The 11,868-nt window shown below is 54.8% G+C and carries 12 protein-coding genes and 1 riboswitch; all 12 genes read right to left on the reverse strand.

Annotation, left to right across the window (positions count from 1 at the left end):
- Window positions 1-128: 128 nt before the first annotated feature.
- Window positions 129-728, reverse strand: a complete 600-nt coding sequence (gene scpB, locus ABIE48_RS20105) for an SMC-Scp complex subunit ScpB (RefSeq protein ID WP_192715626.1) — start codon at window positions 726-728, stop codon at window positions 129-131.
- Window positions 697-1,491 carry a segregation and condensation protein A gene (locus tag ABIE48_RS20110; protein ID WP_145023857.1) on the reverse strand — a complete coding sequence of 265 codons (795 nt, stop codon included), beginning with the start codon at window positions 1,489-1,491 and terminating at the stop codon, window positions 697-699. Before ABIE48_RS20110 ends, scpB begins: the two co-directional genes overlap by 32 nt.
- A 124-nt stretch (window positions 1,492-1,615) precedes the next feature.
- Window positions 1,616-2,083: a 6,7-dimethyl-8-ribityllumazine synthase gene (gene ribH, locus ABIE48_RS20115; protein WP_089548072.1), complete on the reverse strand. Its 468-nt coding sequence runs from the start codon at window positions 2,081-2,083 to the stop codon at window positions 1,616-1,618.
- Between the two features lie 20 nt (window positions 2,084-2,103).
- Window positions 2,104-3,345: a bifunctional 3,4-dihydroxy-2-butanone-4-phosphate synthase/GTP cyclohydrolase II gene (locus ABIE48_RS20120; RefSeq protein ID WP_354519555.1), complete on the reverse strand. Its 1,242-nt coding sequence runs from the start codon at window positions 3,343-3,345 to the stop codon at window positions 2,104-2,106.
- Between the two features lie 56 nt (window positions 3,346-3,401).
- On the reverse strand, window positions 3,402-4,067 hold the full coding sequence (locus tag ABIE48_RS20125; protein WP_145023853.1) for a riboflavin synthase: 666 nt from the start codon (window positions 4,065-4,067) through the stop codon (window positions 3,402-3,404).
- Window positions 4,068-4,168: 101 nt separating this feature from the next.
- Window positions 4,169-5,278 carry a bifunctional diaminohydroxyphosphoribosylaminopyrimidine deaminase/5-amino-6-(5-phosphoribosylamino)uracil reductase RibD gene (gene ribD, locus ABIE48_RS20130; protein ID WP_192715627.1) on the reverse strand — a complete coding sequence of 370 codons (1,110 nt, stop codon included), beginning with the start codon at window positions 5,276-5,278 and terminating at the stop codon, window positions 4,169-4,171.
- 413 nt (window positions 5,279-5,691) lie between these two features.
- Window positions 5,692-5,863, reverse strand: a riboswitch (FMN riboswitch).
- A gap of 183 nt (window positions 5,864-6,046) precedes the next feature.
- On the reverse strand, window positions 6,047-6,478 hold the full coding sequence (locus tag ABIE48_RS20135; RefSeq protein ID WP_076170052.1) for a peptidylprolyl isomerase: 432 nt from the start codon (window positions 6,476-6,478) through the stop codon (window positions 6,047-6,049).
- Window positions 6,479-6,702: 224 nt separating this feature from the next.
- Complete coding sequence (gene lysA, locus ABIE48_RS20140) at window positions 6,703-8,034, reverse strand: diaminopimelate decarboxylase (protein WP_076170182.1); 1,332 nt, start codon at window positions 8,032-8,034, stop codon at window positions 6,703-6,705.
- 116 nt (window positions 8,035-8,150) lie between these two features.
- Window positions 8,151-9,854 (reverse strand): spore germination protein, encoded by a 1,704-nt coding sequence (locus tag ABIE48_RS20145; RefSeq protein ID WP_145024601.1) that lies wholly within the window; start codon window positions 9,852-9,854, stop codon window positions 8,151-8,153.
- Window positions 9,855-9,927: 73 nt separating this feature from the next.
- Window positions 9,928-10,350, reverse strand: a complete 423-nt coding sequence (locus ABIE48_RS20150) for a stage V sporulation protein AB (RefSeq protein WP_397341505.1) — start codon at window positions 10,348-10,350, stop codon at window positions 9,928-9,930.
- Window positions 10,347-10,988: a stage V sporulation protein AA gene (locus ABIE48_RS20155; protein WP_145023849.1), complete on the reverse strand. Its 642-nt coding sequence runs from the start codon at window positions 10,986-10,988 to the stop codon at window positions 10,347-10,349. The genes ABIE48_RS20150 and ABIE48_RS20155 overlap by 4 nt, the downstream gene beginning before the upstream one ends.
- 121 nt (window positions 10,989-11,109) lie before the next feature.
- Window positions 11,110-11,865, reverse strand: a complete 756-nt coding sequence (sigF, locus tag ABIE48_RS20160) for an RNA polymerase sporulation sigma factor SigF (protein ID WP_089548075.1) — start codon at window positions 11,863-11,865, stop codon at window positions 11,110-11,112.
- Window positions 11,866-11,868 lie beyond the last annotated feature (3 nt).

The raw sequence follows: 11,868 nt of genomic DNA on the forward strand, positions 1-11,868 counted from the left end.
AAGTCTGTCCATAAATCTTCCTGTGCATAGTATGGCATTCCCCGATGGAAAAGATTCGGCCACAAGCTTTTTTTGAACGCCAAAGACCCACCCGGGGAATCCGGATGGGTCTTGTTGTTTATGCAGTTTTACGGCACATCGTCAAACGTCAGCTGTTTTCCGTCCAGCTTCTCGAACAAGAGCTGGGTTTCTTCCTCCAGATTATCCGTATCTTCAAAAATGGCCGGCTCCGGGAGCGCCTGAAGATTCGGCAGGCCAAAGTAATCGAGGAACGACTTGGTCGTACCGTATAAAATCGGACGTCCGATTGTCTCCGCCCGTCCCGTCTCCTCGATCAGGTCCTTGTTGACCAGCGTCTGGATCGCCCGCTCAGATTTGACGCCGCGGATCTCTTCGATTTCCACCCGGGTAATCGGCTGCCGGTAGGCCACGATGGCCAGCGTCTCGAGTGCCGCCTGCGACAGCGAGGATCGGGATGGGGAATAAGCGAGCCGCTCAAAATACGGGGCGTGATCGGGCAGCGTAGCCAGCTGATAGCTGCCGGCAATCTGGACGACCTGGATCCCCCTTTTCTCCCTGACAAAATCCTCCTTCATTTCCTCCAGGGCGTCTGTCACCAGCTCGGGACGGTGCTCGACGACCTCGGCAATCTGCTTGGCCGTCAGCCCTTCATCCCCCGCCAAAAAGAGCAGACCCTCAATAATCGACTTCAATGTCGGAAAGTCCATTCGAGAGACCTCCCCCTTTCCATTCCATCACAATGTCGTCGAACAGCTTTTCCTGATAACAAATAATTTGTTTCATCTTCATCAGCTCCAAAATGGCCAGAAACGTCACGACGATTTCATGCCGTACCATCTCATCATGCAGCAGCTTGGAAAACAATAGCTTGCCGCCGGGCCCGCTGGATTCCAGGGCATGCACTACCTCGCGGATCCGATCCTTCACCGAAATTTCGTCCCGCTGGATTTTGGCGTAGCTGGTCCGCTTTGACGCCTTGCGCAGCGCCTTCTGAAAAGCCGCAACCAAATCGGAGGCGTGCAGGCCTTTGACCGGATTGTCCGACACGCGCGGCACCCACGGCGTCAAATCCTCTGGCTCCTTGGAGTAGATCAGGCTCCGTTCAAATTCCTTTTCCTGCAAATGCTTGGCAATCCCTTTATATTTGCGGTATTCGATCAGCTTCTGCACGAGCTCCGCCCGCGGATCGATTTCTTCTTCTTCATAAAAGTCAAACTCGTCCATTTCAAATACCGGAGGCTTCGGCAGCAGGAGCTTGCTCTTGATCGACAGCAGCGTGGCCGCCATAACCAGAAACTCGCTGGTGATATCCAATTCGAGCTCCTGCAAGCTCTGCAAATATTCCATATATTGATCGGTAATCTCACTGACGGGGATATCCTGGATGTCGATTTCCGCTTTGTCAATCAGGTGCAGCAGCAAATCAAGCGGACCTTCAAACGTCTCCAGCTTATATAATACGGTGTTCACGGCTTATCCTCCCGTCACATAAAGTACGCCCGCCAAGCGGGGCTGTGTCCCAATGGGCCCGTAAGGCACTTTGCGGACATAAAAAATGCAGTACCCGGAAAAAGGGTACTACATTAAATAAGCACTATTTTAACTGTTTCGTCAAGTTGGCCATTTCAATTGCCGCCACCGCAGCATCGTATCCTTTGTTTCCGGCCTTCGTTCCGGCCCGTTCCACCGCCTGCTCGATGTTCTCTGTCGTCAAGACGCCGAAAATGGTAGGAACGCCGGTTTTCAGGTTGATCGCCGCCACGCCTTTGGCCACCTCGTTGCACACGTAGTCGTAATGGGAGGTTGACCCCCGGATAACCGTGCCGAGCGTAATGACGGCGTCGTACTTGCCGCTTTCGGCCATCTTCTGGGCAATCAGCGGGATTTCGAAAGCGCCCGGAACCCACGCCACGTCCACTTCTTCTTCCTTGGCGCCGTGACGCTTTAGTCCGTCGAGTGCGCCGCCCAGCAGCTTGCTGGTGATAAACTCATTGAATCTTCCAACCACGATGCCGTATTTTAATCCTTCGGATACCAAATTTCCTTCGTAAATGTGTGCCATGCTTCATCAGCCTCCTGTAATTATTCGGTAGTCGTCGTCAATGAATCGGGCTGCTCAAACTTTAGCATGTGCCCAAGCTTCATTTGCTTCGTATGCAAGTAGTTCTCGTTGTCCTTATTGGCCTGCATTTGGATCGGCACGCGCTCGACGATTTCCAGCCCGTAGCCCTCCAGGCCTTTGATTTTGCGCGGATTGTTCGTCAGGAGCCGAATTTGGCGAATGCCGAGATCCTTCAATATTTGAGCTCCGATGCCGTAATCGCGGAGATCCGCGGGGAATCCAAGCTTCAGGTTGGCATCGACCGTATCAAGGCCCTCTTCCTGGAGCTTATAGGCTCTCAGCTTGTTAAGGAGCCCGATGCCGCGTCCCTCCTGGCGCATGTACAGCAGCACGCCGCGGCCTGCTTCGTTGATCTGCCGGAGTGCGGCTTCAAACTGCGGGCCGCAATCGCAGCGATGGGAATGGAACACGTCCCCTGTCAGGCATTCGGAATGGACGCGGGTGAGCACCGGCTCCCCGGATGCAATGTCCCCTTTGACGAGCGCCAAATGCTCTTTATTGTCCACCGCATTCGTATAGGCGACGATCTGGAACTCGCCGAAGTCCGTCGGCATCCGCACCGAAACCTCGCGGGTAACGAGCTTTTCCTTATTGTTGCGGTACTGGATCAAATCCTTGATGCTGATCAGCTTGAGGCCGTGTTTTTTGGCGATCTGCACCAGGTCCGGCAGCCGTGCCATCGTCCCGTCCTCTTTGATAATCTCGCAGATCACCCCGGCCGGGAACGATCCGCTGAGACGGGCGAGATCCACCGCCGCTTCAGTATGGCCGGCGCGCCGGAGCACGCCGCCGGTTTTGGCAATCAGCGGAAACATGTGGCCGGGGCGCCGGAAATCGGCTGCGGTCGCTTCCGGGTCGGCCAGCGCTTTGGCGGTCAGGGACCGCTCATAGGCGGAGATGCCCGTTGTCGTCTCCTTGTGGTCGATGGAGACGGTAAAAGCCGTGCCGTGATGGTCCGTATTGTTCGATACCATCGGCTTCAGGCCGAGCTCTGCGGCTCTTTCCTCGGTAATCGGCATGCAGACCAGTCCGCGTCCTTCCGTGATCATGAAGTTGATGACTTCAGGCGTTGCCTGATCCGCCAAGGCGATAAAATCACCTTCGTTCTCGCGGTCCTCGTCGTCTACGACGATAACGACCTTACCTGCCGACAAGTCAGACACCGCATCTTCAATGCGGTCAAACACAAAATCCTCCTCCATGGGTTTCCCTCCTATTCCTGCATGGGCTTATTGGCCTGTCTGTCCTCTTGCCTGCCTCATGCAAATCCGTGTTGTGCTAGCAGCTCCAGGCTGATTCCCGAAGGTTCAGGACGCCCATTCCCTTCCCCTGTTCGGTAGTGAAGCAGATGGTCCACATATTTTCCGAGAATGTCGCATTCCAGATTCAGCACACTTCCAGGCTTTTTGTCCGCCAGACTTGTCTCCGCAAGCGTATGCGGGATAATGGAAACGGTGAATGTTGTGGCGCTCGTCTTGACCACCGTCAAGCTGATGCCGTCCAGGGTAATAGATCCTTGCGGGATGATGTAGCGGAGCAGGGCGGTATCTTCCGGCTCCACTTCGATCAACACCGCATTCTGATCCCGGTCCATCGCCCGGATCGTCCCTGTCCCGTCAGCATGTCCCTGCACGATATGTCCGCCGAAGCGGGCACCCACCTGCATGGCGCGCTCCAAATTCACCCGGCTTCCGGCCCCCAGCGATTTCAAGTTGGAGTGGCGGTACGTTTGCGGCATGACGTCCACCGCGAACGAACGGGCTCCAATCTCGACAGCCGTGAGGCAGACGCCATTGACCGAGACGCTGTCCCCGATTTTGAGATCGCCCATAATCCGGGAGGCCTCGATATGGAGGATCATCGCTTCCCCTTTGCTGGAGACGCCCCGCATGACGCCGACCTCTTCAACCAAACCGGTAAACATCGCAATCGCTCCTTTCTGTCCTGTAAAGAAGTATTTCATACGATTCATATCGTTAACCGTGTGCAGCCTTAAAAAGTTAAGTATCGTTTTTCCGGATCAGGTCATGCCGGCCAAACCGGCTTTCCGCTGATGCAGACGTTGTCCCCGAGCACTTCGGTCTCTACGTCTTCTAGCCGGACGGCGTCCGCTATCTTGTCGGCGCCTCGCAGCGAGAAGTTGACAGGAGCCGCCGGACCTCCAACGATTTTCGGCGCGAAATAGAGCACGACCCGGTCGATCAGTCGGGCCTCCAGCATGGCACCGTTCAGCCGGCCGCCGCCTTCCACCAGAATCGAGCCGATCTCACGTTTGCCCAGCTCCTGCATCGCCAGGAGAAGATCGACCTGCGGGCCCGATCCGCAGCGGATCGTTTCTACGCCGATCTTCTTAAGGGCTTCCTCCTTATCCAAATCGGCGCGTTCCGTCGTCAAAATGACGGTCGGCGCTGCTCCATCCTGAATCACCTTCGACTCAAGCGGAATCCGCAGCAAGGAATCGACGATGATCCGTACAGGATTCAGACCGATGGCGCCCTGCAGCCGGGTGGTCAGCTGCGGATTGTCCGCGATCACCGTATTTACGCCAACCATAATCCCTTGATGACGGTGGCGGAGCGTATGAACCTGCTCCCGGGCCGCTTCGTTCGTGATCCATTTACTGTCTCCCGATTCGGCCGCGATGCGCCCGTCCAGCGTGCTTGCTGTCTTGACCGTCACATAGGGCAGCCCGGTCGTGATGTACTTGATAAACTTTTCATTCAAGCGGCGGGACCTCTCACCGAGCAGCCCGACTTCCACCTCAATCCCGCTGCGGCGGAGCAACTTGATTCCTCTCCCCGCCACCTGGGGGTTGGGATCTTCGCAGGCCACGACGACCCGCTTCACCTTCTCGCGTATGAGGCGTTCGCTGCAGGGCGGCGTTTTTCCGTAATGGCTGCAGGGCTCCAGCGTTACATAAACCGTACTTCCTTCCGCACGTTCACCCGCCATATTCAGCGCATGTACTTCCGCATGGGCGGTTCCCCGCTGCAAATGCGTGCCAAGCCCAACCATAGCCCCGTCTTTAACGACGACGCAGCCGACAACCGGATTGATCCCGGTCTGACCCTGTGCCCGCTCCGCCATATCGAGCGCAAGTCCCATATAAAATTCATCGTTGATGATGCCGTCCATTCATCTCCCCCCTTGTTCGTAATCGGGACATCCCCTCAATGCTAAGTCTCGGCTTCGGGCGCTTTGCGGATACTTCGCATGTTGGAATTTCCATGGTAAATCACCTTACCATGCGCAGCTTTGGATCCGCGCCGTTTAAACCGGCACTTAGCGGGGACCCCCAGGTCTTTGTAAAAAAGCAAAAAGCCCCGGGATGGCTTAAACCATCCTCGGGGCTGTGAGAGACAAGTCAGATACACTCCAATAAGGCTGCAGAATCCCAAAAATCAGGATCAGCCAAATAAGTCATCGGTAGCGTAAAGTCATCAGTAAACAGAAGCCGTCCCTTCAGGGACAACCTTCTACTATGTGAAAACAACCACGTACACGTGACATCTTATTGGACAGCTGCACTCCAACTGAAGTGCACGCTTTCTCTCCTTCTCCCATCCAGACTATACTGTCGGTCCCGGATTTGCACCAGGTCCACCGTACGCTAAGCGTCAAACGAAGCGTCCGGGTCACGGACTGAGACGGGCGCCAGAACTGATCGGCTGCCGCGTCATCACCGCCGGTAGGGAATTTCACCCTGCCCCGAAGGATATAACCAATATCAATATGCAATTGCAGATGGAATGGCTGCCTAGTGGAAGCCCCATCTATACTAGGAAATGTTAACACTGCCTCTGCAAAAAATCAATACGCCTCTTTTCCCGGACCTGAACAAAAAGCCGCTTGTCCCTTTTTGAAACAGGGAAAGCGGCTGATAAAACGTGCGCGACTCGCAGATTAAGCTTCGTATACTTCGACCGTCTTCATCACGTCGCGGCCTTGGAACGCGTCGACGTATTCCATGCCCTTCGTCACTTTGCCGAATACGGTATGCTGCCCGTCGAGATGCGGCTGCGGCTGGTAGCAGATATAGAACTGGCTTCCGCCGGTGTTGCGGCCGGCATGTGCCATCGCCAGCGATCCGCGCTCGTGTTTGTTCGGGTTGATCTCGCAGTTGATCGTGTAGCCAGGGCCACCGGTACCGGTGCCGTTCGGGCATCCGCCCTGCGCAACGAATCCCGGAATGACGCGGTGGAACACCAGACCGTTGTAGAAACCTGAGTTTGCCAGTTTCTCAAAGTTCGCCACCGTGTTCGGAGCGTCTTTTTCAAACAGATCGAGCAGCACTTCGCCGCCGTTTTCAAGAGTGATTTTTGCTTGCTTGGCCATTATGTCAATGACTCCTTTCATGTCTTTCCTGAGTGTTAACAGACATCTTCTAGTTTACTATGAAATCCCGGGCGAAGCAAAATAATTCCGCATTTCTAAACGTTCTATAAACGCGCAAAAGGACCCCTCTGCATTCCCCAATACAGAGATGATCCTTTATACTGCGCACCAATTCATTTACCAGAGGCGCTAGCGAACAGCGCCTGCCCCCTTAATGCATCTCCTTACTTAAGCACAGCCTGCTTTGCGATCCGCTCAGGAATGACATCGTGGCCGATGATATCCTGAAGGCTCTCGCGGCGAACGACCAGGTCGCTTTGACCTTGGTTCACGAACACGACCGCCGGTTTGCGGATCCGGTTGTAGTTGCTCGCCATCGAATAGTTGTAGGCCCCTGTGCAGGAAACCGCGAGCAGGTCACCGTTATTGACTTTCGGAAGCTCTGCATCCCAAATCAGCATATCGCCGCTCTCGCAGCATTTGCCGGCTATGGACACGGTTTCTTCCGGCTTGTCGTTGGCACGGTTGGCCAGCATGGCCTCATACTTCGACTCGTACAGCGCCGGGCGCGGGTTGTCCGTCATGCCGCCATCCACGGCCACATACTTGCGCACACCCGGAATATCCTTGCTGGTGCCGACGGTGTACAAGGTTGTCCCCGCATCGCCCACGATGCTGCGGCCCGGTTCCACCCAAATTTCCGGCAGCTCGCTTCCCCACTCGGCAAAATGCGTTTTCACCGCGTCGGTAATCGCCTTCACGTACTGGCTGACTTCAAGCGGCGTGTCGCCTTCGACGTAACGGATGCCAAAGCCTCCGCCGAGGTTCACTACTTTGAACTGCACGCCCAGCTGTTCTTTGACACTCTTGGCAAATTCGGCTACACGCTGAACCGCCATCTGAAATCCGTCGACCTCGAAGATCTGCGACCCGATATGGGAATGGACGCCGAGAAGTTCCAGATGCTCCTGAGCGGCAGCTGCTTTGACTGCCTCAAAAGCAGAGCCGTTACCGATGTCGAAACCGAATTTCGAGTCGGTTTGGCCGGTTGAAATATATTCATGCGTATGAGCTTCAACCCCTGGTGTGACGCGGAGCAAAATGTTGACCTTCACCTTTTTCTCAGCCGCCACCGATTCCAGCACATGCAGCTCAACAAAATTGTCTACGACGAAGCAGCCGATGCCGGCGTCGATCGCCATTTCCATCTCTTCCACCGTCTTGTTGTTGCCGTGGAAATGGATGCGCTTAGCCGGGAAGCCTGCCTGAAGCGCCGTGAACAATTCGCCGTCGGACACGACGTCAAGGGACATGTCCTCTTCCTCTGCGATCCGGCACATGGCCATGACGCAGAACGCCTTGCTGGCGTAAGCCACCTGGAATTTCAGTCCGGACGCGCGGAACGCATCGACGTATTCGCGGCACCGCGTGCGGACCAGCTCCTCGTCGACGATATAAAGCGGCGTACCATACTGCTTCTTCAGCTCGGTAACGTCACAGCCACCGATTTCCAGGTGACCGTCCGCATTGATTTTACTTGTACCATGTAGAAACATATTATGCATCCCTTCGCTTTCCTTGGAAATGTAAATATTCCATGTGAACTTTTACATCAGTATACCAGACAAGGGAAGAGAATGAATGGATTTTTTTGCACAACATTTGTGTTTTCCTACGATTGTTCGCGGTTGTCCGGGTTCTTCGCCATCCGCGTATTATCCCTCGTTTTGTTGAAAGACGGCCTTTTCTTGCTCTCAAGCACCGGGTAGCGCAGCAGCACTTCAGATAGAGCCTTTGCATTAAACGGTATAAACGGCCATAGATAAGACGAGTTATAGGACCGGTGCAGCGTCAGCAGCAGGATCAGCAGCGTCGTTCCGACAACGAATCCCTGCACTTTGAAAATAGCCACCGCGACCAGCAGCACAAGCCTCACCATCCGGTTGGCCAATCCCAGCTCATAGCTCGGCGTGGCGAACATGCCGATGGCCGCTACGGCCATGTACAAGACGACCTCATTGACGAACAAGCCTGTTTTCACCGCGATATCCCCGACGAGGATCGCTGCGATGAGGCCCATGGCCGAAGCCAGCGGGGTCGGCGTATGCACAGCGGCCAATCGGAGGAGATCGACGCCGAACTCGACCAGCAGAAACTGGGCGATAAGCGGAATTTTGGCGGTGTCGTGCGGTCCGATAAAGTTTAATTCCGGAGGCTTCAAATACGGGTCCGTCACGAGCAGCATCCACAGCGGAAGCAGAAACATGGAGGCAAAAATGCCCAGAAACCGGACCCACCTGAGGTAGGTCCCCATAAAGGCTGTCTGCCTGTTCTCTTCGGCATGCTGGCACAGGTCGAAAAACGTAGTCGGCATGACCATCACGCTCGGCGAGGTGTCCACGAACACCACTACCCTGCCTTCCATGATATGCGAAGCGACCACGTCCGGTCTCTCCGAATATCTGACCAGCGGATACGGATGCCATCCCTTATTGATAATGACTTCCTCCAGCTGCTTGTCGCCTTGGGGAAGTCCGTCGATGTCAATACTTTTGATTTTCTTCCGGATGGAGTCTACTTGTACCTTATCCACAATATCGTCGATATAGGCAATACAGACGTCCGTCCGCGTCCGCCGCCCGACCTGCACAAGCTCGCTTTTGAATCCGGGGTCGCGGATCCGCCGCCGCACGAGGGCGATGTTGGTAAGCAGCGTTTCGGTAAACCCGTCGCGCGCGCCCCGAACGACCCGTTCAATGCTAGGTTCTTCGGGACTACGGACCGGATAATTTCGGGTATCTAAAATGATGCACGCCCGCTCTCCCTCGATAAATAGTGCGGACATCCCCATCAGTACTTTATTGACTGCCGCGCTGAGCTTGTCGACAATCTCGACCTGAATATGCGGGATGTAAAATTCAAAAAAGGACTTAAGCGCATCCGAAGTCAGCTGGTCGGCGGACAAATAGGTAAGCCGCTTCAGTATTTCCAGCATGATGTTGTCTTTGGCAAAGCCGTTAATGAAGAACAATCCCGTGTTCTGGCCGGCGAGGGTCATTTCGCGAAACACGATGTCAAAGGATGAACCCAGGCCCACCACTTCCTTGAGCGTGTTTTTGGTCGTCTCCAGGCTTTCCGGGATGACATCCTTATCCTGCCAATAGATGATAGATTCCTCGACGGTGTCGGACCTTTCCCGGTCGCGTTTTTCCTGCATCCGCTTATCTTCTCCGCCGTCACCCGCTGCCTTATGCTCATCCTCAGCCTGTTCTTCACCGCCTTCTCGCCGGCCCGCCGTCCTCCGGGGCTCCTTCCCCTCCTCCGACTGATGAGAAGCGTCTTCCTTCTTCTCTTTCGATTCGTCCCCATACTGCATGATCATCGCAATACCCGCAGGGTCCTCTACGTTGATTTCCTGATCCTTGTCATCTCTCACGAAGCGTTCCTCCTTACTTTCTGTAAACAAACCAGTCAAACAGGGAACCCGCCACTTTTCCCGTGACCATCGCCATCAAAAAACCGAACAGGTAGCGGGTCATCTGCAGCCTTTTAGCCAAAATGGGCAGCACGTTGAGCACTTCGGTGAGCGCGGCGGCCAGCATTCCGACGAATATCCCGTTACACAGCCCGATCAAGAGGCTGGCCAGAGGTCCCAAGGATAGTTTCCAGTTCCAAAAGTCGAACACGGTCCCAACCAGCGACCCCGTTACCATCGCCCCTTCGTACCAGTGAACCCGGTTATAGGATGAAGTCAGCTGAGCCAGCCTTGGAATCATGTCGAGGACGATGAACAGCGCGATAACGCCGCCGCCAACCGCAATTCCCCCGGCAATCCCAAGCAGTATTTGGATGATCCAGCCGACCAGAATCAAGACGAATCCCCCTGACGGCTCGCGGTTTTCATCCGTTTATATTCCTCGGCAACGACGTACTGGTCGATATTTTCCTGGTACAGAAACATTTCCACTTCCAGCGGGGTCGGCTCCTCGTTCCATTTCTTTTTGAATAAATGGTTGAAGAAAACGACCATGCCAAACCCGATGCCGAAGGAATAAGCCGTCTGGAACAAGTAGGGATGCTCGTCCCGGCGGCCGGTCACCATTTCCACTGTACGGATTTGCACCTCCTGCATGTTCACGTCCGCATGGAAATTCATGATCGTCAGCGCTGACCCGAAGAAAAGGAGGAGCCAGACGAGGATGAATAGGATCAGTGACGGTTTCTTCTCCTTTTTTATCACTTCCACCAGGGAGTGCTTGTTCCCCATCGACTCAATGCGGACGCCCGGAATGAGCTCCTGGATCTTCGGTATGATGTGCATCATGTCAATTAACAACAAATTTCCATCCCACTTATGGGGATGAACCAGCTCCAGGCTGCGGAGCGAAGATTCCCACTCGGGGTCGCATAAAATCCGGGCGATGTGGCCGAGGGTCACGACCCTTCCATGGGAAATCGGTACGCGGCTGCGCAGCTGCAGGTAGACCGTAGGCAATCCGTGATCAGACATCCAATCACTCCTTTTGCTGCTGAATTACCGTTAGTATAGGAAAAAGGTCTAATTTCTAGTCCGATTTGCATCGCTGCCCAAAAAAAGGAACCGCCTTCCCATACGGAAGACGGTTCCTTGTTCACTGGGCAATCTGATCGCGGATCAGCTGCAGTATTTTTTTCTCGAGGCGCGAAACCTGTACCTGGGATATCCCGAGCCGGGTGGCTACCTCCGATTGGGTCTGGTCGCGGTAGTACCTTAAATAGACGATCAGCTTTTCCCGCTCCGACAGGCCATCGATTGCTTCGTTCAGCGCCAGTTTATCAAACCAGCGTTCCTGGGATTCGTCGGCGATCTGGTCCATTAGCGTAATGGGATCCCCGTCATTTTCGAACACCGTCTCGTGGATTGAGGTCGGCGGCTTGTTGGCCTCTTGGGCGAACACGACTTCCTCCGGTGTTACCCCAAGCTCCTCGGCCACTTCCTTGACGGTCGGCAGCCGGTCCAGGTGCTTCGACAGCTCGTCCCTTTTCTTGCGTACCTTGTTGGCCATTTCCTTCAGTGACCGGCTGACCTTCAGCGTTCCGTCATCGCGGAGAAAGCGCTGGATCTCGCCGATAATCATCGGAACAGCATAGGTGGAAAACTTGACGTCATAGCTTAAATCGAATTTGTCGACCGATTTCAGCAGGCCGATGCATCCGATCTGGAACAGATCCTCGGGTTCGTACCCCCGGTTCATAAACCTTTGCACGACAGACCAGACGAGGCGGATGTTGCAGTTTACCAGCGTATCGCGGGCCAAGCTGTCCCCGGTCTGGCTGAGTGCGATTAGACGTTTGACTTCGGCATCATCCAAATAAGTCTGCGAACCTTTCTTCACATCAGCATCCATGCG

Origin of the sequence: Paenibacillus sp. OAE614 (assembly GCF_040546645.1) — a bacterium.
GTDB lineage: Bacteria > Bacillota > Bacilli > Paenibacillales > Paenibacillaceae > Paenibacillus_AQ > Paenibacillus_AQ favisporus.

Bases quoted from the DNA above. Each gene is read 5' to 3' on its own strand.
- scpB (WP_192715626.1), bottom strand. From the start codon at position 728: ATGGACTTTCCGACATTGAAGTCGATTATTGAGGGTCTGCTCTTTTTG.
- ABIE48_RS20135 (WP_076170052.1), bottom strand. From the start codon at position 6,478: ATGGCCAAGCAAGCAAAAATCACTCTTGAAAACGGCGGCGAAGTGCTG.
- ABIE48_RS20120 (WP_354519555.1), bottom strand. From the start codon at position 3,345: ATGGAGGAGGATTTTGTGTTTGACCGCATTGAAGATGCGGTGTCTGAC.
- ABIE48_RS20155 (WP_145023849.1), bottom strand. From the start codon at position 10,988: ATGTCTGATCACGGATTGCCTACGGTCTACCTGCAGCTGCGCAGCCGC.
- ABIE48_RS20125 (WP_145023853.1), bottom strand. From the start codon at position 4,067: ATGTTTACCGGTTTGGTTGAAGAGGTCGGCGTCATGCGGGGCGTCTCC.
- lysA (WP_076170182.1), bottom strand. From the start codon at position 8,034: ATGTTTCTACATGGTACAAGTAAAATCAATGCGGACGGTCACCTGGAA.
- ribD (WP_192715627.1), bottom strand. From the start codon at position 5,278: ATGGACGGCATCATCAACGATGAATTTTATATGGGACTTGCGCTCGAT.
- ribH (WP_089548072.1), bottom strand. From the start codon at position 2,083: ATGGCACACATTTACGAAGGAAATTTGGTATCCGAAGGATTAAAATAC.
- ABIE48_RS20145 (WP_145024601.1), bottom strand. From the start codon at position 9,854: ATGCAGTATGGGGACGAATCGAAAGAGAAGAAGGAAGACGCTTCTCAT.
- sigF (WP_089548075.1), bottom strand. From the start codon at position 11,865: ATGGATGCTGATGTGAAGAAAGGTTCGCAGACTTATTTGGATGATGCC.